The organism is Kribbella sp. NBC_00482 (genome assembly GCF_036013725.1).
GTDB lineage: Bacteria > Actinomycetota > Actinomycetes > Propionibacteriales > Kribbellaceae > Kribbella.
Genome location: NZ_CP107881.1, coordinates 5,066,892 through 5,091,680, shown reverse-complemented (window position 1 = coordinate 5,091,680; position 24,789 = coordinate 5,066,892). Strand labels below are relative to the sequence as shown.

Here is a 24,789-nt window from a genome sequence, read left to right as displayed (position 1 = left end):
GGGCCATCGTGCGGCATCATGTGGGTTCGGGGAACGTGAGGCTGCGTGACTTATAGGAAGGACGACCGATGACGGAACCGGCACAGTCGCCGCGGCGGGAGCCGGACCCTGCGGTCGTTGATGCCGGCGACGGCGACGGCAAGGGCATCTACTGGGTGCTCAAGAACGTGGTCGTCGGACCGCCGGTACGGCGGATCTTCCGGCCGAACGTGGTCGGCGCCGAGAACATCCCGGAGACCGGCGCCGCGATCATCGCCAGCAACCACCTCTCGTACTCCGACTGGATCTTCATGCCGCTGGTGCTGCGGCGGCGCGTCACGTTCGTGGCGAAGTCCGACTACTTCACCGGGGCCGGGATCAAGGGCCGGTTCCAGCGCGGGTTCTTCAAGGGCACCGGCCAGGTGCCGATCGACCGGTCCGGCGGGTCGGCGTCCGAGGGCGCGATGCGGGCCGGGATGAAGGTGCTCGAGCGCGGCGAGCTGTTCGGGATCTACCCGGAGGGCACCCGCTCGCACGACGGGCGGCTGTACAAGGGCCGGACCGGCGTCGCGCGGCTGGCGCTCGAGGCCAAGGTGCCGGTGATCCCGTGCGGCGTGATCGGGACCGACGTGGTCGCCCCGCCCGGGAAGATCGTCGCGTCGTTCGCCTCGCCGACGGTGAAGTTCGGTGAGCCGCTGGACTTCTCCCGGTACGAGGGCATGGAGAGCGACCGGCTGATCCTGCGGGCGGTCACCGACGAGATCATGTACAAGATCATGGAGCTGTCCGGGCAGGAATACCTCGACATGTACGCCACCAAGGCGAAGGCGCTCGAGGGCCGCGCGGTCACCGGGACACCGGACAAGGTCCGTAAGTCGGACACCTGATCCGTCTGTTGAGATCGGTTGGGTCTACGCTGGGAGATCGTGGACGGACCGATCGCTTATCAGGGTGAGCCAGGCGCCAACTCGGCGATGGCGTGCACCGACATGTTCCCGGAGCGCGAGCAGCTGCCCTGCACGACGTTCGAGGACGCGCTCGAGGCGGTCAGCAGCGGACGTGCCGGACTCGCGATGATCCCGGTGGACAACTCGATCGCCGGCCGGGTCGCGGACATCCACCACCTGCTGCCGGAGTCCGGGCTGCACATCGTCGGTGAGTACTTCCTGCCGATCCACTTCCAGCTGCTGGGTGTTCCCGGTACGTCGCTCTCCCAGATCCGGACTGTTCGGAGCCACGTGCACGCGCTCGGGCAGTGCCGGAAGATCATCCGTGAGCACGGGTGGTCGACGGTCGTTGCCGACGACACCGCGGGTGCTGCGCGGGAGGTGTCGGAGCTCGGCGATCCGACCGTCGCGTCCCTGTCCCCGCGGGCCGCGGCCGGGCTGTACGGGCTCGAGACGCTGGCCTCCGATGTCGAGGACGAGCACCACAACACGACCCGCTTCCTGGTCCTGTCCCGCGAGCCCGAGGTCCCGCCGGTCGGGTCCGGGCCGGTCATCACGTCATTCGTGTACCGCGTCCGGAACGTGTCCGCCGCGCTGTACAAGGCCCTCGGCGGCTTCGCGACCAACAGCGTCAACATGACCAAGCTGGAGTCGTACCAGCTGGGCGGCATGTTCTTCGCCACCCAGTTCTACGCCGACATCGAAGGCCACCCCGAAGACCCGAACGTAGCCCTGGCCCTCGAAGAACTCGCCTTCTTCTCCGTAGAGGTCCGCATCCTAGGCGTCTACCCCGCCAACGACTTCCGCACCCAAATAGCCGAACCCGCCGCCAACCGAGCCCTCCGCCCCCACCACTAGTTCGCAGCGGAACTCGACACACCCCCAGGGCACTGGGGACAGGCTATTGCGTGTCCCCAGTTCCCATCAGCTGTTCCCAGTTGAGTGGGCGGCAGCTCAGAGGGACAGGACGGCCCGTACGACGGGGCTCAGGTGGGTCTCGTCGTCGGTGCGGGTGTTGAACCATCGGCAGCCGGCCGTGTCCGGGGATGTGATCGTGGACGGTGCGGTCGCCGGGCGGGGTAGGTCCAGGAAGACGCCGCGGTGGTGGAAGTCGATGGGTTCTCCGGTGGAGGTCGTCCGGACGTGAAGGGCGAAGGGCATGAACTGGCCGACTGCGGCCAGGTGAAGGCCGAGTTCTTCGTGTAGTTCGCGTTCGAGGGTTTCTGGCCATGACTCGCCTGGTTCGGGGGTGCCGCCGGGGAGGTCCAGGAGGCCGGTGTAGGGGCCGCGGGTTTTGTGGATCAGGAGGATGCGGTTCGCGTCGCGGATTCGGGCGTAGACGCCGAAGTGGTGTTGTGGTGCCGGGGCCATCGGGGGATGGTAATTCGCGGGCGTGCGTGGACGGGGCGCATTACGGTCCGGGGATGGAGATTGTGTGGGTGGATGGGCGGGATGTTGGGGTTTTTCGGCGGTTTTACGAGGTGAAGTTCGGGGTTCGGCGGGAGGAGTTGGAGTTTCCTGCTGGGATGGGGCTGGAAGAGGCTCGGGTGTTCATGGCTCGGGAGCATGCTGACGTGCGGGCGGACGGGCTCGGGTTGGTGGATGGGGATACCTGGTTGGGTGTCGCTTGGCTGGACTGGTGGTTGGTGGGGAACACCGACACCGTGGACGTGGAGCTCGCGGTCGCTCCGGCGTACCGGCGGCGTGGGGTTGCGACGACGCTGCTCGACGCGGCGATCGAGCGTGCCAAGGCGGAAGGCCGGCGGATCGTGTCGGGGTCGAACCTGGCCGGCGATCCGGTGACCGGGGAGAGCCCGGGTACGGCGTTCGCGGCGGCGCGGGGGTTCGTGAAGAAGCATGCCGAGCTGCATCAGGTCGCCGAGCTGCCGATGACCGACGTGGTGGAGCAGCCGGTCGACGGGTACGAGATCGTCCAGTGGCGGGAACACGCGCCGGACGAGTGGCTTGAGCAGTTCGTGGAGTTGCTGAGCGGGATGAGTGAGGACGTGCCGACCGGCGACCGCACCTCCGAGGCGGTTCGCTGGACGCCGGAACTGGTCCGTGACGCCGAGGACCGCCGAGTCGCCCAGGGCCGGTTCACGTACACCACGGTCGCCGTACACACCGCCTCCGGCGAGCTGGCGGCGTACACGCAGATGGGCGGTACGCCGGAAACCCCGGACCGGCTCAACCAGTACGACACCTACGTACGTCGTACGCACCGCGGCAACCGTCTCGGTATCGCTGTGAAGGGCCCCAACCTCCGCGCCCTCCAGGCCGGCGTCGCGCTCCCCGCCGTACTCCACACCTGGAACGCCCCGGAGAACGCGCCGATGATCGCCGTCAACACCAAGCTCGGCTTCCGCCCAGTAGCCCAACGCACGATGTGGGAGCGAACGCTCCTATAGCTTGCGCATCGCGCGGTAAGTGCAATCGGCCAGATGGTCCAGCACCTGCGCCCGTCCGTCGTGCGGGTGCTCGGCGGCACAGACCACGACCTTCGTGCCGACCGCGTGGATCCGGCCGCGGTGTTCGATCGCGTCCGAGAACGCCCAGGACGCCGCGGCGACCGTCAGCACCAGCCAGACGGCAAGCTTCCGAGACCCGATCACGACCACAGCGTCGCACCCGACGCATCGGCCGTCGTACCCGGTCCCCCTCCAAGCGCTTGAAATTCGTCAACCACCACAGCGGATTGCGGGAATTTGACTGCCGGTCCGCGAAGGGTTGTGCACGGGCGGTGATGAGCGGATCGTGAAACCAGAGCAGCGACTTGGGGGCCGACTGTTCGGTGGGGGAAGGCGGCCGGGCCGCCTTCGATCGAGGGCGCGCTGGGGGTGGTTCTTCGGTTCGGCGTACGCCGGCCTGCTCGTGCGCCCCCGTGGGAGGGGGAGAGATGCCGAGAAAGGCCAACGGGCGGGCGGACAAGCACCGGGACGACTTCAGGATGCCGGGCGAGGCCCCGGCGACCGAGCGGAACGGGCACGCCACGAGCGAACAGCCCACGGCGAACGGCATGCCGACAGCCAGTACGACGAACATGAGCGGTGGCGGATCACCGGCCGCGGACATGGGCGGTGGCGGATCACCCGGCGGCGCCGGAATGACCGGCGGCGGAGCGCCCGGCGGCGCGGGAATGAGTGGCGGCGGAGCGCCTGGTGGTGCTGGGATGTCGGGCGGCGGCCAGGCCGGTGGTGCCGGTATGAGCGGCGCGACCGACGGCGGACGGACGGAGTTCCCGACGCGTCGCCAGTGCGGCGTGATGGATGTGCACCGGCGACTGCTGTCGACCTCGCCGGCGTACGCCGCAGCGCGATCGGCACTCGAGACCGCGACGATGAGCTACGTCGCCGCGCAGCAACGGTTCGCCGGGATCGCCCGCATCCCCTGTGTCGTCCACGTCGTCTGGAACACCAACGCGCAGAACATCTCGCAGGCCCAGATCGACAGCCAGATCGACGTACTGAACCGCGACTTCCGCGCCACCAACCCCGACACCAGCATCGTTCCGGGCGTGTTCAGCGGCCTGATCGCGGACACCCGGATCGAGTTCTTCCTGGCCACCGAGGACCCGAACGGGAACCCGACGACCGGCGTCACCCGGACCCAGACGAGTACGGCGGGCTTCGGCACCGACGACAAGGTGAAGTCGTCGGCGAACGGCGGGATCGACCCATGGGACACCGCCAACTACCTGAACATCTGGGTGTGCCAGCTCGGCGGCGGCCTGCTCGGGTACGCGCAGTTCCCCGGCGGCCCGGCGAACACCGACGGCGTAGTCATCCTGCACAGCGGATTCGGCACGAACGGTACGGCGGCAGCGCCGTTCGACCTCGGCCGGACCACGACCCACGAGGTCGGGCACTACCTGAACCTGCTCCACATCTGGGGCGACGACGGCAGCGGCTGCAGCGGCAGCGACGAGTGCGCGGACACCCCGAACGCGGCCGGCCCGAACTTCGGCGTACCGACGTTCCCGCACGTGACCTGCAGCAACGGGCCGAACGGCGACCTGTTCTACGACTACATGGACTACACCGACGACCGCGGCATGGTCATGTTCACCACCGACCAGGTGACGCGGATGCAGGCGTGTCTGGACACCGTGCGCAGGGACCTGCCGGACTTCGGCGGCACCGGTACGCCGGAACCCGCCGGATCGGTCGTGGCGTGGGGCGCGGACCGGCTCGACGCGTTCGTGCTCGGCACCGACCTGGCGATGTACCACAAGTGGTGGGACGGATCGGCCTGGGGACCGTCCGTCGCCGGTTACGAGTACCAGGGTGGTATCTGTATGAGCGCTCCTGAAGTCGCGTCCTGGGCGCCGAACAGGCTGGACGCGTTCGTCCTCGGCACCGATCACGCGCTGTACCACAAGTGGTGGGACGGCACGGCCTGGAACGGGTACGAGTATCTCGGCGGCGTCTGTATGAGCCCGCCGCGGCTGGCGACCTGGGGTCCGAACCGGCTCGACGCGTTCGTCCTCGGCACCGACCGGGCGCTGTACCACAAGTGGTGGGACGGCACGGCCTGGAACGGGTACGAGTACCTCGGCGGCGTCTGCATGAGTCCGCCGGAAGTCGTTGCCTGGGGCCCTGATCGGCTGGACGTGTTCGTGCTCGGCACGGACAACGCGGTCTACCACAAGTGGTGGGACGGCACGGCCTGGAACGGGTACGAGTACCTCGGCGGCGTCTGCGCTTCGCCGCCGCGGGTCGTGGCCTGGGGCGAGAACAGGCTCGACATGTTCGTCATCGGCACCGATTCGGCCTTGTATCACAAGTGGTACGACGGTTCCGCCTGGTCGGACTGGGAGTACATGGGCGGCGTGTGTACGACAGCGCCGACCGTGGTCTCGTGGGGTCCGGACCGGCTGGACGTGTTCGTACTCGGAACGGACTCGGCGCTCTACCACAAGTGGTGGGACGGGTCCGCGTGGGGACCGTCGCTCACCGGGTACGAGTACCTGGGCGGGATCTGCACCGACGAGCCGCGGGTGGTCTCGTGGGACACGAACCGGCTGGATGTGTTCGTCACCGGCACCGACAAGCAGCTCTACCACAAGTGGTGGGACGGCTCGACGTGGAACGGGTACGAGCCCCTCGGCGGCGTCATCAGTGACTTCAGGGTGACGGTGCCCGACTCGCCCGCAACGATCCAACAGGGGGTGGGGATCTGACCACTCCACCGATCGGGCATTGGACGCATTCCGCCGAGGAGGACCACGACGGCGTCAGCGTCTACCGCCGCGACGACTACGCCTTCCCGCCGGCCCGTGGCCGGCGGGGGGTGGAGTTCCGTGCGGACGGAACGTTCGTTCCACTGATGATCGGCCGCGGCGACGCCCCGTCCGCCGGCGCACCCGGCCGCTGGGACACCAACGGCCGACTGTCCGGTAACCCCGGGCGCATCGTTTCTGTCACTCCTGACCGGCTGGAGATCGCATGGCAAACCTGACTGCAGGACCTGTGCGTTATCTGGTCGTACCGACCGCGGATGCCGCTGACGGCGCGCAGTCGGCGCGGTTCGGGGAGCGGACGCTCCTCTGGGTCCCGGCCGACCAACGCCTCGGCCGGGCCTCCCGAACCGCTCCCGGGCTGCTGCTCGTCACACAGGTGGGCCGCAGTTTCCAGGACGACTACCCGGACGTCACTCCTCTGCTCGATCACGGCCGGCATCTGGTGATCTCGGCCGCCGACAAACCCCGTCGACGGTCCAACCACTGCTGGCGAATCGAGCCCCTGCGAGCCGGTACGACGGTTTTCGAAACCCCTCCCGTCGTACCGGCGCGCTCAGACCCGGCCGTCGCGCAGTTCGTCGCCGAGGTGTCCACGGCGTCGTACCAGAGCGACCTGACCTGGCTGGCGAGCCTGCCGACCAGGCATTCGCTGAGTACGACGTTCACGCAGGCGATGGACTTCGCCGCCGACCGAATGGTTGCCCTCGGCTACCAAACGTCCCGGACGCCGGTCACCGTCGGCGCCGGGCGCTCCGCAAACCTGATCGGCGACCGGGCCGGTATCGGGTCCAACCGTGGACTGGTGATCGTCACCGCCCACCTGGACTCGATCAACCTGGCGGGCGGCTCGGCCGCGGCGGCACCTGGAGCCGACGACAACGGCAGCGGTTCGGCCGGCGTACTGGAGCTCGGTCGATTGTTGGCAATCCGATCATGGAAACACGACATTCGCCTGATCCTGTTCGGCGGCGAGGAAGAAGGCCTGTTCGGCAGCAAGCAGTACGTCGCAACGCTGCCGCCGGCCGAGCGGTCCCGGGTCCGCGCCGTCCTGAACATGGACATGATCGGGACCAAGAACACCGCTACACCGACCGTTCTCCTCGAGGGCGCACCGGTGTCGACCGCGCTGATCAGTGCGCTGGCGACGGCCGCCGCGACGTACACCGGCCTGAAGGTGGAGACCTCACTGAACCCGTTCGCCAGCGACCACGTCCCGTTCATCGACGCCGGCATGCCCGCAGTGCTGACGATCGAGGGCGCGGACAGCGCGAACGGTCACATTCACTCGGCCAACGACACCCTGAACTTCATCGACTGGTCGTTCGCCACAGAGATCCTGCGGATGAACATCGCCGCCCTGGCCGGCTGGCTGGAGCCCGCGACCGCCCGCCCCCGCCCGGCCGGCTCGGTCGTGTCGTGGGGCCCGGGCCGGATCGACGTCTTCGCGGTCGGCACGGATTCCGCCTTGCACCACAAGGCTTTCGACGGATCCTGGCACGACTTCGAGTCGCTGGGCACGGTATAAGCTGTCAGGTATGTGGAGCCCGAATGCGCGTGACGTTGGCGGACTTCCGACGCGGTACGGCGTCCAGACCCGGCCGCGGGCCGTCGTCCGTAGCGATGCGCTCGACGCTGAGGACCTGGCCGATTTCGAGGCGCTCGACGCTGGACTCGTTCTTGATCTGCGGTCCGACTGGGAGATGAAGCAACCACATCCGCTCGAGGGCACACCGGCGTACCAGAGGATCCCGTGGATCGACCCGGAGGCCGAGCGGCTGCGTGATGCCGATGCGGAGCCGCGGCTGGTCGATGTCTACCGCAACAGCCTCACCCGCAACGCGACCCACATCGGCCGCGTCTTCAGCGCGATCGCCGACGCACCGGCGGATCGGCCGGTCGTGGTGCACTGCAAGGCGGGCAAGGACCGGACCGGTCTGACCGTCGCGGTGCTGCTCGACCTGGCCGGTGTACCGAGGGAACAGATCGCGGCCGACTACGCGATCAGCGAGGTGCACCTCGGAATCCAGGACGGACCGGAGTTCAGCCGGACCCTTCCCGAGACGATCCTCGGGTCGCTCGAGCACCTGGACGACCTCGGCGGCGTCCGTGCGTACCTGTCCTGGCTGGGGTTGAGCGACGCCCAGATCCACCGGCTCGCCACGCGGCTGGTGCCGGTCGAGGTACAGGCGATCGTGTTCGACTTCGACGGCCTGCTGATGGACACCGAGACCACGATGGTCGAGAGCTGGCAGGCCGAGTGGGCGCACCACGGCCTCGACCTCGACCTCGACGGCTTCTGGCCCGGCCACGGCGGCGACATCAGCGAGGACCGGTATGCGATCCTCGCCGCGGCCGTCGGCACCGACTTCGACCGTACGGCGAGTCACGCCCGCCGCGTCGCGCACCGGGAGCGGATGCACGCCGAGCTCGACTTCCGGCCGGGGATCCGGGCCTGGATCGCGGCCGCGCGGGACCTGGGTCTTCGCGTGGCGATCGCCAGCAGCTCGCCACGCAAGTGGGTGGTCGGCCATCTCGAGCGGGTCGGTGCGGTCGACCTGTTCGATCAGATCGTCACCGGCGACGAGGTGGAGACGCACAAGCCCGATCCGGCGATCTACGAGCTCGCCCTGGAGCGTCTCGGCGTACCCGGCTCGTCGGCGATCGCCGTCGAGGACACGGCCCACGGTGTGGCTGCGGCACAGGCGGCCGACATGTACGCGGTCGCCGTACCCAATCCGTTCGTCACGGCCGCCGCGGTGGCCGAGGCCGACCTCGTTCTGGGCAGCGCTGACGAGCTCTTGCTCACCGACCTGCTTCTTTCCGCCGCGCCGAAAGGCTCGACGGCTCGTAACTGAGTGACCTAATCTGCTGACCCTCTGTAGGTTTCCAACTGGAGGGTGGTCAGATGCGGAAACTCGTAACGACGGTCGCGGCCGTTGCGGCGGCTGCGGCAGGTCTGACGGTCGCGGCGCCGGCCCAGGCGTCGACCTCGGCCTGCGATCTGGTGACGGCGAAGTCGGTCGGGTACTCGGCGTTGATGCTGTACGTCGCCGTGGGCCTGGAGGGCTGCTCCAACAGCGTGACCGAGGTGCGCGTCGAGCTGCAGAAGGGCGACAGCGCGAGCGGACCGTTCACCACGGTCGCGGAGACGTACGCGTACTCCGGCGGCGGCGCCTGGTTCGACGAAGGCACCGGCTGCGGGTACTACGTCGGCGTGGCCCACTGGCAGGACCAGACCGAAACAACCCCAACCCCGGCGTACTACTGCAACTGAAGGGCTGAGAGGCCTGCGGCGAACGCGCCGCAGGTCTCACACCACGGACAGCGGCAGGAGCTTCTTGCCGGTCGGGCCGATCTGGATCTCGGTGCCCATCTGAGGACAGACGCCGCAGTCGAAGCACGGGGTCCAGCGGCAGTCCTCGACCTCGATCGCGCCGTCCTCCTCGAGCGAGTCCTGCCAGTCCTCCCACAGCCAGTCGCGGTCCAGCCCCGAGTCCAGGTGGTCCCACGGCAGTACTTCGGCGTACTCGCGCTCCCGCGTCGTGTACCAGGCGAGGTCGACCGGCTCGTCGGCGAGCGCCTTCGCGGTGCACTCGACCCAGCGGTCGTACGAGAAGTGCTCGCTCCACCCGTCGAAGCGGCCGCCGTCGCGCCACACGGCCTCGATCACGCGGCCGACGCGCCGGTCGCCGCGGGACAGCAGTCCCTCGATGATGCCGGGCTTGCCGTCGTGGTACCGGAAACCGATCGCCTTCGCGTAGCCCTTCTCGGACCGGATCGCCGCGCCGAGTTTCGCCAGCCGTGCGTCGGTCTCCTCCGCGCCGAGCTGCGCGGCCCACTGGAACGGCGTGTGCGGCTTCGGCACGAACCCGCCGATCGACACCGTGCATCGGATGTCGCGCCGGCCGGACACCTCGCGACCGGTCTCGATCACCCGCTTCGCGAGCGCGGCGATCGCCAGCACGTCCTCGTCGGTCTCGGTCGGCAGACCCACCATGAAGTACAGCTTCACCTGCCGCCAGCCGTGGCTGTACGCCGCCGCGACCGTGCGGATCAGGTCCTCCTCGGTGACCATCTTGTTGATCACCTTGCGCATCCGGTCCGACCCGCCCTCCGGCGCGAACGTCAGACCGCTGCGCCGGCCGTTGCGGGAGAACTCGTTGGCCAGCGTGATGTTGAACGCGTCGACCCTTGTCGAAGGCAACGACAGCGAGACGTTGCTGCCCTCGTACCGGTCGCCCAGGCCCTTCGCGACCTCCGCGATCTCGCTGTGGTCGGCGCTCGAGAGACTGAGCAGGCCGACCTCCTCGAACCCGGACTGCTTCAGCCCGTTCTCAACCATGTCGCCGATCGTGGTGATGCTGCGCTCGCGCACCGGCCGGGTGATCATGCCCGCCTGGCAGAACCGGCAGCCCCGGGTACAGCCGCGGAAGATCTCCACGGAGTACCGCTCGTGCACGGTCTCGGCGAGCGGAACCAGCGGCTTCTTCGGGTACGGCCACGCGTCGAGGTCCATGACCGTGTGCTTCGCCGTACGGAACGGAACGCCTTGACGGTTCGGTACGACGCGCTGGATCCGGCCGTCCGGCAGGTAGTCGACGGTGAAGAACTTCGGGATGTACACGCCGCCGGACTTCGCCAGCCGCATCAGCACCTCGTCGCGACCACCCGGGCGGCCCTCGTCCTTCCACTCCCGGATCACCTCGGAGATCGCCAGCACGATCTCCTCGCCGTCACCGAGCACCGCGGCGTCGATGAAGTCCGCGATCGGCTCCGGGTTGAACGCGGCGTGCCCGCCGGCCAGCACGATCGGGTCCTCGTCGGTGCGGTCGACCGCGTGCAGCGGGATCCCGGCGAGGTCGAGCGCGGTCAGCATGTTCGTGTACCCGAGCTCGGTCGAGAACGACAGCCCGAACACGTCGAACGCCCGGACCGGCCGGTGGCTGTCGAGCGTGAACTGCGGGATCTCGTGGTCCCGCATCACCTTCTCCATATCCGGCCAGACGGAGTACGTCCGCTCGGCGAGGATGTGGTCGCGCTCGTTCAGCACCTCGTACAGGATCTGCACGCCCTGGTTCGGCAGCGCGACCTCGTACGCGTCCGGATACATCAGCGCCCACCGGACACTGACCGAGTCCCACTCCTTACTGACCGAGTTCAGCTCACCACCGACGTACTGGATCGGCTTCTGCACCCCCGGAAGCAGAGCCTCCAGGCGCGGGAACAGCGATTCGACAGTCATAGCCACTTCCAGTCAGCAGGTCAGAGCGCCTACCAGCCTAACGCCGCAGCCCCTGCACGCCGGAATCGGCGATGAAATGCCCACGGTCCGGCCGGACATCCCCAGAGTGAACCGGTGACTACGAAGGGGATTAACGTGCGAACAAGACGATGGCTGGCGGTTGGGTTGGCAGTGGGGTTGAGCGCGGCGGCCCTACCTGCGACCGGCCAGGCCGCGGCCACCCAGAACACGGCGACCCGGGGCAAAGACCGGGTTGTCACACTGATCACGGGTGACCGGGTGGTCCTGCGCGGCGGGGACCGCGACCAGGTCTCTATCGAGAGGGCCACCGGGCGCGAACAGGTCACCTTCGAGAGCCGGCGTACCGGCACACACTGGACCGTGATCCCGTCCGACGTCCGGGAAGCCGTCCGGACCGGGCAACTCGACAAGCGGCTCTTCGACCTCGACCTGTTGTTCCGGGACGGGTACGACGACGCCGCCCGAGGAGACATCCCGCTCATCATGAGCGGTCAACCGCGAGCTACCCGGCACGCGACAACGGTCCGGGAGCTGAATTCCGCGACCGCGCTGGTCGTTCCGAAGCACGCCGCGGCCGGGTTCCTCCGAGGCCAAGGACGGCAGACCAAGATCTGGCTCGACCGGAAGCTGCGGATGTCGCTCGACCACAGCGTCCCCCAGATCGGCGCTCCGGCCGCCTGGAAGGCGGGCTACACCGGAAAGGGCGTCAAGGTCGCGGTCCTCGACAGCGGCATCGACAGCACGCACCCGGATCTCGCCGGCCAGGTGCTGGCGACCAAGAACTTCACGCCGTCCCCGCCGGCCGACGTCGCCGGCCACGGCACGCACGTCGCGTCCACCATCGCGGGCAAGGGCGTCGACGGCTATCGCGGTGTCGCTCCCGACGCGAAGTTGCTGGACGGCAAGGTCTGCGACGACACCGGCGACTGCTCCGAGTCCGCCGTACTGGCCGGCATCGAGTGGGCGGTGTCCCAGCACGCTCCGGTCGTCAATCTCAGTCTCGGCAGCCCGGGCGGCGACGAGATCGATCCGATCGAGGAGGCCGTCGATCGGCTGACCAGGACCACCGGCACGCTGTTCGTCGTGGCCGCGGGCAACCGTGGCGGTCCCGAGTCGGTCGAGTCTCCCGGTACCGCCGCGGCCGCGCTGACCGTCGGAGCGGTCGACAGCAAGGAAGCGCTCGCGGACTTCTCCGGGCAGGGACCGGCTCCCGCGGGCGCCGTGAAACCCGACATCACCGCCCCCGGTGTCGGGATCGTCGCGGCCCGCGCGGCCGGAGCCGTCCTCGGTGAGCCGGTGGGCGAGCGCTACAGCCGCATGTCCGGTACGTCGATGGCAACGCCGCACGTCTCCGGTGCCGCCGCACTGCTCGTCCAGCAACACGCCGCCTGGAAGGCGCCCGAACTGAAGAGCGCGCTGATGTCGGCCGCGAAGCCGAATCCCAGCCTGGCACCGTACGAGCAAGGCGCCGGCCGGGTCGACCTCGCCCGTGCCGTCACTCAGTCCGTGGTCGCGACGACGGGCAGTCTCTCCTTCGGTACGGCGTTGTGGCCGCACGCGGACGACAAGCCCGTCAGCAAGCCTCTGACCTACCGCAATCTCGGCGCCACTCCGATCACCCTCGAACTGACGGCCGATCTGTCGATCGGTGGCAAACCTGCCCCCACCGGCGCACTACGGCTCAGTGCGAACAGGCTCACCGTCCCGGCCGGAGGCGAGGCGTCCGTCCAGGTCGTGTCCGACACCACGCCTGCCGGCGCGGACGGCCTCTACAGCGGCCGGATCACCGCGACCGGCACCGCGACCGGCGCCGCGCAGCAGGTCGTCGTACCGCTTGTGGTCGACAGGGAGATCGAGAGTTACGACGTTGCCCTGCGCGTACTCGGCCCGGACGGCGCGCCCGTACCGGCGGCCCGTGCGTACGTCTCCTTCTGGAATGTCGGCAGCGGCGACACCGTCGACGCCACCGGCCTGAGCACCGCACGCGTCCCGCGCGGCACCCACATCCTCGAGGCGACGATCTTCGGCGCCGAGGGACAGCTGTACCGGATGGTCGAGCCTGGCTTCGACGTACACAGCGCCACCGGTGTGACCATCGATGCGCGACGGGCGAAGCCTGTCAGCGTCTCCGTTCCGCGAGCCGACGCCAGTGGATTCGTCGGTTTCGTGGGCTACCACTACAAGAGCGCCGGCGGTCAGGAACTGCTCACCTGGCAACTCCGGCCGGAGATCAAGGATCTGTACGTCGGCCGCATCGGCAACCGCACGATCGCTCCGAAGGACTTCACCGCGTTCATGGTGTCGTTCCTCGGCAAGGTCAACGCCGACGACGGCAGTCTGGACGGGAGCCCGTATGTCTACGGTCTGGTGGACACCCGGTCCGGCCACTTCTTCGACGGTCTACGGCGTCGCGTCGGGTCCGATCGCCAGCTGGCCGAAGTCGTTGCCCAGTACAACGGTCCCGCCGGCACGGACACGTTCTGGGGCCTGGCCGCCTCGCGGTTCAAGGTGATGCCGATCGCCGCCGGCATCAAGCTGCCGGCCCAGGTGCAGCAGTACCTCGAACCGCGGACCGACTGGCAAGCGGGCCTCGGCGGCAAGACCCGCCCGGCGCGCCAGTACAAGCCTGGTACCACGACTCACGAGACCTGGACGTACGAACCGGAGTAGTCCCGCGGGTCAACTCAGGTGGGCCAGGAGCAACGGATTGACGACGTCCGGGTGGGAGTAGGTGACCAGGTGGGCGGCGTTCTCGATGACTTCGAGGTGGGCGCCGGGGATCTGGGAGGCCAGGGGTACGACGGTTTCGGGTGGGATGGAGGTGTCGGAGTCGGCGGTGACTACGAGGACCGGGGCGGTGATGTCGCTCAGGCCGGGGAGGAGGTTGGTGGTGCTGAGGGCCTCGCAGCAGGCGGCGTAGCCCTCGGCGGGGCAGTCCTCGAGCATCCGTCGTACCGGGTCGATGTCCTTGAATTCGGGGAGGAACCAGCGGCCGAGGGTCGCGTCGGTGATGGCTTGGGTGCCGTCGGCCCGTACCTGCGCGGCGCGGTCGATCCACATCTGCGGGCTCGCGGCCGGGTTCGACGGCGGGCAGATCACGACGAAGCGGTGGAAGCGTTCCGGGGCGTTCTGCGCGAGCCACAGGCCCACCGCGCCGCCGAGCGAGATCCCGACGTACGACGCCTGGTCGACCTCGAGCGCGTCGAGCAGCTCGACGACGTCGCCGCCGAGGTCGTCGATCGTGTACGGCGCGTCGGGCACCTCGGACCCGCCGTGCCCCCGATGATCGAACGCCACCACCCGGAACCGCTTGGCCAGTACGTCGACCTGCGGCGCCCACATCCCCAGATCCGCACCGAGCGACGACCCGAGCAGCACTACGGGCGCATCAGCCGGTCCTGTCTCCACGTAGTTCAGTCGCATGCCCCCACACTACGAAGTCAGCGGCATGATCGTGGTGCGGCGGTGGTGTTCAAAGACGACTGAGCTGCGGATGTCGGCGATTTCCTGGCGTTTGGCGAGGGCGAGGACCAGATCGCGGAGCGCCTCGGTGTCCTTGACCGCCACGTGGGCGAGGAAGTCGGAGCCGCCGGAGACCATGAACATGTCCAGCGTCTGCGGCAGGTCCATCACGTACTTCTGGAATGCGGTTGCTACGGCCATCGCCTGCGGCCGGAGCTTGATCGAGATGATCGCCTGGGTGGACCGGTCGATCGCCTTCAGGTCGACGGCCGCGTGGTACCCGCTGATCACGCCGCGGTCGCGCAGCCCCCGGATCCGCTCCAGGCAGGTCGACGGCGCGATCTTGAGCTCGGCCGCCATGTCCCGGTTCGTCCGGCGGGCGTCGTTCTGCAGCATCCGCAGCAGCGCCGTATCAAGTTCGTCCATGCCGCCCAGTTTCGCAGATCCGCCGAACGATGTTCGGAGTACGCCGAGATAGTCCGCCCATCGAGCTAGCGTGACCGGCGTGCTGACGAACAAGATGGTCGTGATCATCGCGGCCGAAGCCCCCATCGGTGTCGCCCTCAACACCGCCGCCCTGCTCGGCGTCGGCGTCGGCAGGCACCACGACGACACCGTTGGTCCGGACACCGCCGACGCCGCCGGAACCCCTCACACCGGCATGTGCGCGTACCCGATCCCTATCCTCCGCGCCCCCGCCGACACCCTCAGCACCCTCCGTGCCGAGGCCGCCGCCCGCGCCGACGTCACCATCCACGACATGCACCAGGTCGCCCAGCGGGCCCGCACGTACGACCAGATGTCCACGACGCTCACCGGAACCAAGCCCGAAGACATCGAGTACCTGGGCCTGGCCCTCTACGGCCCCCGCACCTCGATCGACTCCCTCACCGGAGCCCTCCCCCTCTACCGCTAGTTGGGCAGATGTGGACCTATGAGTTCGAGCAGGATGGCGTGGCTCTTCTCATCGGCCGCAGCGATGACTCCCGGCCCGGAGTAAAGCGGACCACCCCGCAGGTCGGTGACGACGCAGCCGGCGGCGCGGCAGAGCGCGAGGCCGGCCGCGAAGTGGACGCTGTCGCGGAGGTTGCCGTCGGTCACGTACGCCGTACGTCGTCCCGCGGCCACCCACGCGACCGCCAACGTGGTCGACAGACCCGCTGACCGAACGCGCCCCGGAAGGCGGGATCCGCGAGGAGCTGCGACCCGAGAAACCCGCCATCCGTGATCGGGTCCAGGTTGACGTCCACCAGAAGCGAATCCGCCGATGGTGCTAGCGGGAGATCGGAACCGTCGCGGCGCACAGTTGCGGTTTCGCCGTCGGTCCAGAAAATCTCCCCCGAGACCGGATCCGCGATCGCGGCGACGGTTGTCCTGCCGTCGACCTGCAGCGCCACGTTGACCGAGAAGAGCGGCGTACCGGCGGCGAAGTTGAGCGTCCCGCACAACGGATCGACCAGCCAGCGCCTCGACGCATCCGCCTCCCCGCTGGCGCCGTACTCCTCACCGAGAATCGCATCCCCCGGCCGGGCGCTCTGGATCAACTCGAGAATCGCCTGCTCAGCCGCAAGATCGGCGTCCGTCGCGAAATCCGTCGCCGACTTGTCGTGCCGCGCAACAACGGTGCCGTACTTGCTCCGCACCACAGCAGCCCCAGCCGCAGCCGCCGCGATCGCCAACTCGAGATCAGAACTCATACCGTCATCCAACACGCGTCACACGGCGGAAAGCTTCTCCGGGCTGGCCACGACCCGGATCGCCGTGATCGCGGTGCCGTCGGAGTCCATTGTCAGCAGGTGATGGTCGCCTCGGACAACCACCTTCAGACCGGGGCCGGTGATCAGATCCACCGGAGTGAACGTCACGCCGGGACGCGCGTAGATGTGGCTGAAGAAGGTGGCGACCTTCTCGCGGCCGGTGACGGGTTTGCGGGCTGCCCGGCGGGCGCCGTTGGCGTCGGTCCAGGAGATGACGTCGTCCCGGAGCATCGACTCCAGTCGCGGCAGGTCGCCGTCGCGGGCGGCGGCCACGAAGTCCAGGAGCAGGCGGCGCTGCTCGGCGGCGGTCGGCTCGTAGCGTCGCTGGTCGTCGGCCAGGGCATGCCGTGCCCGACGGTGCAGTTGGCGGCAGTCGTCCGGCGTACGGTCGAGAATCTCGGCGATCTCGTCGTACGGGAGGGTGAACGCGGTCCGCAATACGTAGACCGCGCGCTGCGGCGGGGTCAGGCGCTCCATCAGATGCAGGAGCGCCATCGACACCTCCTCGAGGTCGAGCGCGTTCGCCGGCACCGGCTCGGGGAGCCACTCGCCGACGTAGCTCTCGCGGCGCGCCTGCCGGGTTCGCAGTACGTCGACGGACAGCCGCGCCACCACCCGCGTCAGGTAGCGGCGCGGCTCGGCCACGTCGGAGCGGTCGGCCGCGGACCACCGGACGTACGTCTCCTGCAGCACGTCCTCGGTGTCGTGCCAACTGCCCAGCATCCGGTACGCGAGCCCGGCAAGCATCCCGCGCGCCGACTCGTACTCGTGCAGGATCAACCGGCCAGTTCCGGCTGTTTCCTGGTCGCGACGTTCAGACGGGTCCACAGGTTGATGGTGCCAATCGCGAGGAGCACGTTCGCAGTGCCCTCCTCGCCGAACTGCTCCACTGCCGCGTCCCACACGTCATCCGGTACGCCGGTGCGCTCCAGCACCGTGACCGCGTCGGTCAATGCCAGCGCGGCGCGCTCGCGGTCGTCGTAGAACGACGAGTCGTGCCAGGCCGCGAGACCGAACAGCCGCTGACTGCTCTCGCCGTCCTTCAATGCGTCCGTCGTGTGCATGTTCAGGCAGAACGCGCACCCGTTGAGCATCGACGCCCTGACCTTGATCAAGTGCAGCAACGTGTGGTCCACCACGCCCTGCACGTACTTCTCGACGCCGAACACGGCCCGGAAACCAGCCGGCGAGACCTTGCTGAAGTTCATCCGCTCGTCCATGCCAACACGACGGCGGCGCGGCCGCCCTACGTGACGACTACGCGTGTGACACCGATCACGCGGGCTTCAGGACGTGCCGCGCCTTCGTGACAGCCGCTTCGGTGGCGGGGTCGAGCTCGGTGCCCTGGCCGGCGAGGACGCCGACGGAGATGATCACGTCGTCCACACCCGTGACGACGGCGGCGTACTCGAGGCCGCGCTTCGGGCCGCTGGTGCCGGTGAGGCGGAACGCGAAGGGCTTGGAGCCGTACTGCGGGGCGGTGATCTTCTCGACCTTCATCGACGTACTGCCGGCGCCGTCGGTCTTCAGGGTCACCTTGGCGCAGGAGTCGACGGCTTCGGCGTACTCGTCGCGGAGGTCGGTGACCTCGTCCGCAGTGCCCATCGCGTCCAGGCCGTAGTCGATGTACGGGCCTTCCTGACCGCCGGTGAACGTGCGGGCCACGCTGGCCTTCGAGCCCGGCGCCTTGGTGGCGTTCAGGTACTTCACCAGCGTCTTGCACCGGCTGCTCGACGACGAGAACGGCTTCGCGTCCTCGTCGGCCTCGTCCTTGTCCTCCGCGAAGCCGGTCGGCAGGTCGGCCAACTCGAGGAGCGCCTTGGTGAGCTCGGTGGTCGTCCGGGTCACGGGCGCGGCCGGCGTCGACGCGGTCGCACTGGGCGTCGCCGTCGGCGTGGTCGCCGGTGGAGCGGCGGCAGGCTTCTCGTCCTCACCGCCACAGGCAGCGAGGGACAGCGTCAAGACGGAAAGTAGCGCTACGAACCTGGTCATCGGGCCTTCCAGCGGGCTCTGGGCGGGGGCCGAGCAGGGAGCAGCGTACCTGACGGGTCAGTCGAGCGATCAGTAGCGGTGCGAGCGGAGGTGGATGTTCTGCAGCAGCCCGACCGCCAGCAGGCACGCGAACATGGAGGAACCGCCGTACGACACGAACGGCAGCGGCAGGCCGGTGACCGGCATGATGCCGAGCGTCATCCCGATGTTCTCGAACGCCTGGAACGCGAACCAGCAGACGACCCCGGTCGCCACCAGCCGGCCGAACGCGTCCCGCGCGTTCACCGCGATCCGCAGCCCGCGGAACAGGATGATCGCGAACAGCACGATGATCGCGCCGGCGCCGATCAGCCCGAGCTCCTCGCCCGCGACCGTGAACACGAAGTCGGTGTGCTGCTCGGGGACGAACGCGTTCTGCGTCTGGCCGCCGTGGAACAGGCCCTGCCCGAACACGCCGCCGTTCCCGATCGCGATCCGCGCCTGGTTCACGTTGTACCCGATGCCCTGCGGATCCGACGACGGGTTCGCGAACGCGGTGAAGCGGGCGATCTGGTAGTCCTTCAGCACCTGCAGCTTGATCGCGATCGCCGCCACCAGCACACCGAACGAGAGCAGCCCCAGCATCCAGCGTTTCGGTACGCCGGACACCGCGATGATCCCGAACACGATCGAGCCGAGCACCATCACTGTGCCGAGGTCCGGCTGCAGCATCACCAGGATCACCGGTACGGCGGCCACCCCGACCGCCTGCGCGACGTCGAGGGTCCGGGCGTCCTCGTTGCGGTCGGTCTCGCTCTTCTCCGCGATCAGCAGCGCCATACCGACGATCACCGCCAGCTTGGCGAACTCACTCGGCTGGATCGACATGAACGGCAGCTGGATCCACGACCGGGACCCGTTGATCGTCGAGCCGACGCCGGGCACCAGGACCAGGATCAGTCCGACGACCGAGGCGGCGTACAGCAGCGGGGCGAGGATCCGGACCCGGCGGTGGTCGGTGATCGCGGCGCCGATCGCGAGGACCAGGCCGATCGCGAAGTTCAGCGCGTGCCGGAGCAGGAACGCGTCCGGTTTGCCCTCGGTCAGCGAGGTCCGGTTGTGGGTCGCGGACCAGATCAGCAGCGCGCCGATGAACGACAGGGCGACCACGCCGAACACCAGGATCCAGTCGACGTGCCAGACCGTCGACCGGCGGTCCATCCGCGGCCGGGTCCGGATGGGATTCAGCAACGCCATGTCACTGCACCGGCTTCCCTTGGACGGGCGGCGCGGGCTTGATGTTGTACAGGGTCTCGTAGATCTTGCGGACCGAGTCACCGCCGGCGCCCGAACCGGTACCGGCCTGGCTGAGCATCATGACCACGGCGTACCGATCGGTGTACGACGCGAGCCACGACGTGGTCTGCTTCCCGTACACCTCGGCCGTACCGGTCTTGGCGCGGACCGGGATCTTGTCGAGCGGGAAGCCCTGGAACTTCCACGCCGCCGTACCGGTCTTGGTGGTGCTCTTCAGCGCGGTGTCGATGTACTTCAGGGTGTTCCGCGGGACCGGGAGCTTCGACTTCACGACCGGCTTGATCTCGTGCGGTTTGCCGTTCGCGCCGATCCAGGACTGGACGACGCGAGGCTCGTACAGCGTGCCGCCGTTCGACAGGGCCGAGTAGACGGTCGCGAGTTGCAGCGGCGTGATCGTGGTGTCGCCCTGGCCGATCGCGAAGTTCACGGCGTCACCGGCGCGGTACTTGTACCCGTCGACGCAGAACTCGCGGGCGAACTGCTTCAGGAACGCCGACGTCCCGGCGGGCGGGTTCGCCGCGACCTTGCAGTAGTAGTCCTTCTGCGCGTCGTAGTACGTCTTCTTCCACTTGCGGTCCGCGATCCGGCCGCTCACCTCGCCGGGCAGGTCGACCCCGGTCGGCTTGCCGAGCCCGAACTTCTGCGCCATCTCGACCAGCGGGTCGCGGGTGCTGATGTCGCTGGAGTTGCCGCCCTCCTTGAGCCAGAGCGCGTAGGCGATCCGGTAGAAGAACGTGTCGCAGGACAGCGCCAGCGCCTGGTCGAAGCCGATCATCCCGTACGACGCGGACTCGTAGTTCTTGAACCGGCGGTTGCCGACCTCGAAGTACGACGAGCAGTCGAGCCGCGTCTTCGGGCCGTACCCGGCACTCATCGCGGCCGCCGTAGTGATCGGCTTGAACGTCGACCCGGGCGCCAGTTGGCCCTGCAGCGCGCGGGACACCAGCGGCATCCCGGACTTGGCCGAGTAGAGCGCGTCCAGCTCGCGCTGGGTGATACCGCCGACCCAGACCCCCGGGTCGTACGTCGGGTAGCTGGCCATCGCCACGACCCGGCCGGTCTTGGTGTCCATCACGACCGCGGCGCCGGAGTCGGCGACGTACTTGCGGTGGGTGACCGGGTCGGTCTGCTTCCGCGCGGTCATGATCGCGCTCTTCAACTGGGCCTCGACCGAGGCCTGGATGCGCGCGTCGATCGTGGTCACCAGCGTCGCGCCCGGGATCGGAGCGGTCTGCTTCTTGATACCGGTGGTGTATCCGACGGCGTCGACGATCATGTCCTTCTCGCCCGGCGTACCGCGCAGGAGCTTGTCGTACGACCGCTCGACGCCGGCCCGGCCGACGAGGTCCGAGCGGTGCGGGACCGAGTCCTGCCCGGCCTTGTCCATGTCCTCGAGCTCGTCGGTGGTGATCGGCGACAGGTACCCGAGGATGTGCGCCGCGTTCACCTTGTACGGCGAGGGGTACGCGCGCAGTGTCTGCGAGTCGGCGGCGATCCCGGGGAAGTCCTCGCGGCGCTCCATCACCTCGATCGCGACCTGCTCGCTGACGTCCTTCGCCACCGGGATCGGCTGGTACGGCGTGCCGTTCCAGCAGGCGGGCGGTTTGGACGCGCCCGGCTCACCGCACAGCATCGTGCGCGCCTTCAGGTCCTTCGGCTTCTGACCGAGCACCTTCGCGAGGCGGGCGAGGACGAGGTTCTGCTGGCTTTCCGGGAGCTTGGCGAGCACCGAGCGGTCGACGGTGATCATCACCGAGACCCGGTTGCCGACGAGGGTCCGGCCCTGCGAGTCGACGATCGTGCCACGCGGGGCCGGGACGAGCACCTGCCGGATGTGCTGCGCGGTCGCCGCCTGGCTGTAGTCGGCGCTCGACATCACCTGCATGTACCAGAGGCGGCCGAACAGCGTGCACAGCAACGAGAAGACCAGCACCCCGATCACGAACAACCGAAGCCGTGCCTTGAGCGGCGCCTCGAAACCGTCCCAGCTCATGGGGCGACCCGTCGGCGTTCGCGGGCGGGTTGGACGCGGCCCATGATCCACATGACCAGCGGGATCACCACGATCGCGCCGACCACGTCGTACCCGGCGGCGATGCCGAGGCGGACGCCGAACTCGCCCCAGTCGACCGACGGGTCGTGCAGCAGCGAGCCCGTCGCACTGAAGATGAAGAACGAGACCGCGGTCCCGAGCACGACCGTCAGCGCGACGCCGAGCGGCCCGACCGGGCTGCCGGAGGTCTCGCGGCGGATCAGGCCGGCGATGTACCCGGCGATGGCCAGCGACAACGCCCAGCGGCCGGCGGTGTGGTCGGCGGGCGGTACGACGTCGAGCATCAAACCGCCCACGAAACCGGCGATCGCGCCCCACTCCGGTCCGCGGGACAGCGCCAGCGCGATCACCACGATCAGCGTCAGATCGCAGGTCACTCCGGCGACCGCGATGTTCGTCAGCACGGACGTCTGCACAGTGACGGCGATCATCAGGAACAGGGCAGCCAACCCGATCCGTAGTGCTGTCACGTCAGTTCCCCTTCCCTGTGAGCTGATTGCGTGGCGGCCGGGCAGGTGGCCCGGTCACCACGCCGACGGTGTCGATCCGGGTCGGATCGACGTACGGCTTGACGGTCGCGGTGGACCCGAGCGACCCCTGGTTCGCCGTCACCGAGGTGACGACGCCGATCGGGACCCCCGGCACGTACGGCGCGTTGCCGCTGGAGCCCCAGGTGACGATCCGGTCCCCGACCTTGGGCCGCGCCTTCAGGTCGATCAGCTTGTAGTCGAGCGTGCCGCCGACCTCGCCGCGTCCGGAGACGAAACCGAGCGCCATCGACGCGTTCAGCCGGCCGCCCACGGTCGAGTTGCGGTCGCCGATCAGCAGCACGGTCGCGGTCCCCTGGGTGGTCCGCACCACCCGGCCGACCAGACCGGTCCCGTTCAGCACCGTCATGTCGGTGTGCACGCCGTCCGCCGTCCCGGCGTCGATCGTGACCGTGTGGCTGAACGTCTGCGCGCTGCCGATCCCGATCACCCGGGCCGGCGTCATCGTGTACGCCGGTGCGATCTTCAGCAGCTTGTCCAGCTCCTGCGCCCGGTTGCGGGCGTAGTCGGAGGTGGTCAGCTCCCGGGTCAGGTCCTCGTTGTCCTTCTTCAGTTTTTCGTTCTCTGCTTTCAACCTATCCATTTCCGCGAATCTGTCGCGGAGGTTGTCCACAGGCTGCCGGGCCGAGGTCGCGGTGGACTCGAGCGGGCCGAAAACGCCGGCCGCGGCCTCGCGCAGCGGCTCGACCGGCGATCCGGCCGACCGGCGGGCGTCGAGCACGATCAGCGTGAAACAGGCCAGGATTATCAGCACCAGCACGGTACGGCGGCGGCGCACGTCCCGCGGCGTACCGGCCGAACGCAGCGGGGTCTCCCCCGCCGACCGGAACGCGCTCCTGGTCGTCGGGGTACCGAGGTCTTTGAGCATCGCCTGCTACCTCAGCGCCGGTTGTCGGTGACCAGGATGCGGTTGAGGGTCTCGATGTTGTCGACGCACTTGCCGGCGCCCAGGACGACCGCGTCCAGCGGGTTCTCGGCGACGTGGATCGGGATGCCGGTCTCGTGCCGCAGCCGCTCGTCCATGCCCTTCAGCAGCGCGCCGCCGCCGGTCAGCACGATGCCGCGGTCGACGATGTCGCCGGCCAGCTCCGGCGGGGTCTTGTCCAGGGTGGCCTTGACCGCGTCGACGATCGCGGTGATCGGCTCCTCGATCGCCTGCCGCATGTCCGCCGACGACACCTTCACGGTCCGCGGCAGGCCGGAGACCATGTCCCGGCCGCGGATCTCGCTGTCCGGGCCGTCGGTGGTCGGGAACGCCGACCCGATCGTCATCTTGATCTGCTCCGAGGTGGCCTCGCCGAGCAGCAGCGAGAACTCCTTCTTGCAGTAGTTCACGATCGACTTGTCGATGGCGTCGCCGGCCACCCGGATCGACTGGCTGGTGACGATGCCGCCGAACGAGATGACCGCGACCTCCGTCGTACCGCCGCCGATGTCGACGACCATGTTGCCGGTCGCGTCGCGGACCTCGAGGTTCGAGCCGAGCGCGGCGGCCATCGGCTCCTCGATGATGTACACCTTGCGGGCTCCGGCCATGTACCCGGCGTCGCGGACCGCGCGCTGCTCGACCGCGGTGATCCCGGACGGGACGCAGACCACGATCCGTGGCTTCGCGAAGTACCGGCGGCGGTGCACGCGCTGGATGAAGTACCGCAGCATCTGCTCGGCGGCGTCGAAGTCGGCGATCACGCCGTCCTTGAGCGGCCGGATCGCGGTGATGTTGCCCGGCGTACGGCCGATCATCTTCTTCGCCTCGTGCCCGAACGCGACCGCCTCACGCGGCTCGTCCGTCCGGGTGGCGACCACGGAAGGCTCGTTCAGTACGACGCCGCGGCCACGCACGTACACGAGCGTGTTCGCCGTCCCGAGATCGACCGCCATGTCGCGGCCGAGCATGCTGTTCGCCATCGAGGCGCCTCCCGCTCGATCCGGATTCTCAGGCTAAACGCGCGACCATTGCGACCGGCGCATCGACACGGGTGCGACCAGTCCGGATCACCAGGTCGGCCGCGTACGCATCGTATCCGACCGGTGACGGCCCGGACGCCACCGGGGACGCGCTACGCCGCTGCGCCGACCGTGAATCCGGGCTGCCCGGAATGCGCCGCATGTATCGGGAATGTGTCCGCATAACTAAGTTCTGTGGTCATTTCGCTGCCGCCTCAGACATTTGCTGTCGGCATCCAAAAATGGTGTTCGGAATTTCCGGGATCGATTGACCGGGAGTGGTTCAAGCGATTGAGTGTCCGCTCC

At 68.6% G+C, this 24,789-nt stretch carries 24 protein-coding genes; 9 read left to right on the top strand and 15 right to left on the bottom strand.

What is annotated here, in order from left to right:
* Positions 1 to 68 precede the first annotated feature (68 nt).
* On the top strand, positions 69 to 866 hold the full coding sequence (locus tag OHB24_RS24935; RefSeq protein WP_327633252.1) for a lysophospholipid acyltransferase family protein: 798 nt from the start codon (positions 69 to 71) through the stop codon (positions 864 to 866).
* A gap of 39 nt (positions 867 to 905) precedes the next feature.
* On the top strand, positions 906 to 1,784 hold the full coding sequence (locus tag OHB24_RS24930) for a prephenate dehydratase (protein WP_327633251.1): 879 nt from the start codon (positions 906 to 908) through the stop codon (positions 1,782 to 1,784).
* A 96-nt stretch (positions 1,785 to 1,880) separates the two neighbouring features.
* Here the strand turns inward: OHB24_RS24930 and OHB24_RS24925 are convergent, their stop codons facing one another.
* Entirely contained in the window at positions 1,881 to 2,297 is a 417-nt protein-coding gene (locus tag OHB24_RS24925) for an NUDIX domain-containing protein (protein ID WP_327633250.1), read from the bottom strand.
* Positions 2,298 to 2,407: 110 nt separating this feature from the next.
* On the opposite strand from OHB24_RS24925, the gene OHB24_RS24920 reads away from it, so the two are divergent.
* Positions 2,408 to 3,334 (top strand): GNAT family N-acetyltransferase, encoded by a 927-nt coding sequence (locus OHB24_RS24920; protein WP_327633249.1) that lies wholly within the window; start codon positions 2,408 to 2,410, stop codon positions 3,332 to 3,334.
* Here OHB24_RS24920 and OHB24_RS24915 read toward each other — a convergent pair.
* A complete protein-coding gene (locus tag OHB24_RS24915) occupies positions 3,329 to 3,538 on the bottom strand; it encodes a hypothetical protein (RefSeq protein ID WP_327633248.1) in 210 nt (69 codons plus the stop codon). The genes OHB24_RS24920 and OHB24_RS24915 overlap by 6 nt on opposite strands.
* 284 nt (positions 3,539 to 3,822) lie before the next feature.
* Between OHB24_RS24915 and OHB24_RS24910 the strand changes: the two genes are divergently transcribed.
* The 4 genes from OHB24_RS24910 (at position 3,823) to OHB24_RS24895 (ending at position 9,439) form a co-directional block, all read left to right on the top strand.
* Positions 3,823 to 6,105: a M43 family zinc metalloprotease gene (locus OHB24_RS24910; RefSeq protein ID WP_327633247.1), complete on the top strand. Its 2,283-nt coding sequence runs from the start codon at positions 3,823 to 3,825 to the stop codon at positions 6,103 to 6,105.
* Positions 6,106 to 6,370: 265 nt separating this feature from the next.
* Positions 6,371 to 7,690, top strand: a complete 1,320-nt coding sequence (locus OHB24_RS24905) for a M28 family metallopeptidase (protein WP_327633246.1) — start codon at positions 6,371 to 6,373, stop codon at positions 7,688 to 7,690.
* A gap of 10 nt (positions 7,691 to 7,700) precedes the next feature.
* Positions 7,701 to 9,020 carry an HAD-IA family hydrolase gene (locus OHB24_RS24900; protein ID WP_327633245.1) on the top strand — a complete coding sequence of 440 codons (1,320 nt, stop codon included), beginning with the start codon at positions 7,701 to 7,703 and terminating at the stop codon, positions 9,018 to 9,020.
* Positions 9,021 to 9,070: 50 nt separating this feature from the next.
* Positions 9,071 to 9,439: a hypothetical protein gene (locus OHB24_RS24895; protein WP_130381096.1), complete on the top strand. Its 369-nt coding sequence runs from the start codon at positions 9,071 to 9,073 to the stop codon at positions 9,437 to 9,439.
* A gap of 36 nt (positions 9,440 to 9,475) precedes the next feature.
* Here the strand turns inward: OHB24_RS24895 and OHB24_RS24890 are convergent, their stop codons facing one another.
* Positions 9,476 to 11,407 carry a TIGR03960 family B12-binding radical SAM protein gene (locus tag OHB24_RS24890; RefSeq protein ID WP_327633244.1) on the bottom strand — a complete coding sequence of 644 codons (1,932 nt, stop codon included), beginning with the start codon at positions 11,405 to 11,407 and terminating at the stop codon, positions 9,476 to 9,478.
* A 135-nt stretch (positions 11,408 to 11,542) separates the two neighbouring features.
* Here OHB24_RS24890 and OHB24_RS24885 point away from each other — a divergent pair, with 135 nt between their 5' ends.
* Positions 11,543 to 14,098: a S8 family peptidase gene (locus OHB24_RS24885; protein WP_327633243.1), complete on the top strand. Its 2,556-nt coding sequence runs from the start codon at positions 11,543 to 11,545 to the stop codon at positions 14,096 to 14,098.
* Between the two features lie 9 nt (positions 14,099 to 14,107).
* On the opposite strand, the gene pcaD is transcribed toward OHB24_RS24885, so the two are convergent.
* Together pcaD and OHB24_RS24875 are read right to left on the bottom strand one after the other, a co-directional pair.
* Positions 14,108 to 14,851: a 3-oxoadipate enol-lactonase gene (pcaD, locus tag OHB24_RS24880; protein ID WP_327633242.1), complete on the bottom strand. Its 744-nt coding sequence runs from the start codon at positions 14,849 to 14,851 to the stop codon at positions 14,108 to 14,110.
* A 9-nt stretch (positions 14,852 to 14,860) separates the two neighbouring features.
* A complete protein-coding gene (locus tag OHB24_RS24875) occupies positions 14,861 to 15,316 on the bottom strand; it encodes an Lrp/AsnC family transcriptional regulator (RefSeq protein ID WP_327633241.1) in 456 nt (151 codons plus the stop codon).
* A gap of 79 nt (positions 15,317 to 15,395) precedes the next feature.
* Here OHB24_RS24875 and OHB24_RS24870 point away from each other — a divergent pair, with 79 nt between their 5' ends.
* Positions 15,396 to 15,806 carry a DUF2000 domain-containing protein gene (locus OHB24_RS24870; RefSeq protein ID WP_327633240.1) on the top strand — a complete coding sequence of 137 codons (411 nt, stop codon included), beginning with the start codon at positions 15,396 to 15,398 and terminating at the stop codon, positions 15,804 to 15,806.
* On the opposite strand, the gene OHB24_RS24865 is transcribed toward OHB24_RS24870, so the two are convergent.
* From OHB24_RS24865 to OHB24_RS24820, 10 genes are all read right to left on the bottom strand, one after another.
* The gene (locus OHB24_RS24865; protein ID WP_327633239.1) at positions 15,803 to 16,018 is read right to left on the bottom strand and encodes an inositol monophosphatase family protein; all 216 of its coding nucleotides are present in this window, start codon (positions 16,016 to 16,018) and stop codon (positions 15,803 to 15,805) included. The two genes, OHB24_RS24870 and OHB24_RS24865, sit on opposite strands and share 4 nt — an antisense overlap.
* Positions 15,988 to 16,587 (bottom strand): inositol monophosphatase family protein, encoded by a 600-nt coding sequence (locus tag OHB24_RS24860; RefSeq protein ID WP_327633238.1) that lies wholly within the window; start codon positions 16,585 to 16,587, stop codon positions 15,988 to 15,990. Before OHB24_RS24860 ends, OHB24_RS24865 begins: the two co-directional genes overlap by 31 nt.
* A gap of 18 nt (positions 16,588 to 16,605) precedes the next feature.
* Positions 16,606 to 17,475: a sigma-70 family RNA polymerase sigma factor gene (locus OHB24_RS24855; RefSeq protein WP_327633237.1), complete on the bottom strand. Its 870-nt coding sequence runs from the start codon at positions 17,473 to 17,475 to the stop codon at positions 16,606 to 16,608.
* On the bottom strand, positions 17,424 to 17,867 hold the full coding sequence (locus OHB24_RS24850; protein WP_327633236.1) for a carboxymuconolactone decarboxylase family protein: 444 nt from the start codon (positions 17,865 to 17,867) through the stop codon (positions 17,424 to 17,426). Before OHB24_RS24850 ends, OHB24_RS24855 begins: the two co-directional genes overlap by 52 nt.
* Positions 17,868 to 17,922: 55 nt before the next feature.
* Positions 17,923 to 18,639, bottom strand: a complete 717-nt coding sequence (locus OHB24_RS24845) for a hypothetical protein (RefSeq protein ID WP_327633235.1) — start codon at positions 18,637 to 18,639, stop codon at positions 17,923 to 17,925.
* A gap of 69 nt (positions 18,640 to 18,708) precedes the next feature.
* A complete protein-coding gene (rodA, locus tag OHB24_RS24840) occupies positions 18,709 to 19,875 on the bottom strand; it encodes a rod shape-determining protein RodA (RefSeq protein ID WP_327633234.1) in 1,167 nt (388 codons plus the stop codon).
* A 1-nt stretch (position 19,876) separates the two neighbouring features.
* Positions 19,877 to 21,928 (bottom strand): penicillin-binding protein 2, encoded by a 2,052-nt coding sequence (mrdA, locus tag OHB24_RS24835; RefSeq protein WP_327633233.1) that lies wholly within the window; start codon positions 21,926 to 21,928, stop codon positions 19,877 to 19,879.
* The gene (gene mreD, locus OHB24_RS24830; RefSeq protein ID WP_327633232.1) at positions 21,925 to 22,458 is read right to left on the bottom strand and encodes a rod shape-determining protein MreD; all 534 of its coding nucleotides are present in this window, start codon (positions 22,456 to 22,458) and stop codon (positions 21,925 to 21,927) included. The genes mrdA and mreD overlap by 4 nt, the downstream gene beginning before the upstream one ends.
* 1 nt (position 22,459) lies before the next feature.
* Positions 22,460 to 23,404 (bottom strand): rod shape-determining protein MreC, encoded by a 945-nt coding sequence (mreC, locus tag OHB24_RS24825; protein ID WP_327633231.1) that lies wholly within the window; start codon positions 23,402 to 23,404, stop codon positions 22,460 to 22,462.
* An 11-nt stretch (positions 23,405 to 23,415) separates the two neighbouring features.
* Positions 23,416 to 24,444 (bottom strand): rod shape-determining protein, encoded by a 1,029-nt coding sequence (locus tag OHB24_RS24820; protein WP_327633230.1) that lies wholly within the window; start codon positions 24,442 to 24,444, stop codon positions 23,416 to 23,418.
* Positions 24,445 to 24,789: the final 345 nt, after the last annotated feature.

Excerpts from the sequence above, each read along its gene's own strand:
- OHB24_RS24850 (WP_327633236.1), bottom strand. The coding sequence starts at position 17,867 with ATGGACGAGCGGATGAACTTCAGCAAGGTCTCGCCGGCTGGTTTCCGG.
- OHB24_RS24925 (WP_327633250.1), bottom strand. The coding sequence starts at position 2,297 with ATGGCCCCGGCACCACAACACCACTTCGGCGTCTACGCCCGAATCCGC.
- OHB24_RS24860 (WP_327633238.1), bottom strand. The coding sequence starts at position 16,587 with ATGAGTTCTGATCTCGAGTTGGCGATCGCGGCGGCTGCGGCTGGGGCT.
- OHB24_RS24895 (WP_130381096.1), top strand. The coding sequence starts at position 9,071 with ATGCGGAAACTCGTAACGACGGTCGCGGCCGTTGCGGCGGCTGCGGCA.
- mreC (WP_327633231.1), bottom strand. The coding sequence starts at position 23,404 with ATGCTCAAAGACCTCGGTACCCCGACGACCAGGAGCGCGTTCCGGTCG.
- OHB24_RS24845 (WP_327633235.1), bottom strand. The coding sequence starts at position 18,639 with ATGACCAGGTTCGTAGCGCTACTTTCCGTCTTGACGCTGTCCCTCGCT.
- OHB24_RS24935 (WP_327633252.1), top strand. The coding sequence starts at position 69 with ATGACGGAACCGGCACAGTCGCCGCGGCGGGAGCCGGACCCTGCGGTC.
- OHB24_RS24890 (WP_327633244.1), bottom strand. The coding sequence starts at position 11,407 with ATGACTGTCGAATCGCTGTTCCCGCGCCTGGAGGCTCTGCTTCCGGGG.
- OHB24_RS24820 (WP_327633230.1), bottom strand. The coding sequence starts at position 24,444 with ATGGCGAACAGCATGCTCGGCCGCGACATGGCGGTCGATCTCGGGACG.
- OHB24_RS24900 (WP_327633245.1), top strand. The coding sequence starts at position 7,701 with ATGTGGAGCCCGAATGCGCGTGACGTTGGCGGACTTCCGACGCGGTAC.
- rodA (WP_327633234.1), bottom strand. The coding sequence starts at position 19,875 with ATGGCGTTGCTGAATCCCATCCGGACCCGGCCGCGGATGGACCGCCGG.
- OHB24_RS24910 (WP_327633247.1), top strand. The coding sequence starts at position 3,823 with ATGCCGAGAAAGGCCAACGGGCGGGCGGACAAGCACCGGGACGACTTC.
- OHB24_RS24875 (WP_327633241.1), bottom strand. The coding sequence starts at position 15,316 with ATGGACGAACTTGATACGGCGCTGCTGCGGATGCTGCAGAACGACGCC.
- OHB24_RS24905 (WP_327633246.1), top strand. The coding sequence starts at position 6,371 with ATGGCAAACCTGACTGCAGGACCTGTGCGTTATCTGGTCGTACCGACC.
- pcaD (WP_327633242.1), bottom strand. The coding sequence starts at position 14,851 with ATGCGACTGAACTACGTGGAGACAGGACCGGCTGATGCGCCCGTAGTG.
- mrdA (WP_327633233.1), bottom strand. The coding sequence starts at position 21,928 with ATGAGCTGGGACGGTTTCGAGGCGCCGCTCAAGGCACGGCTTCGGTTG.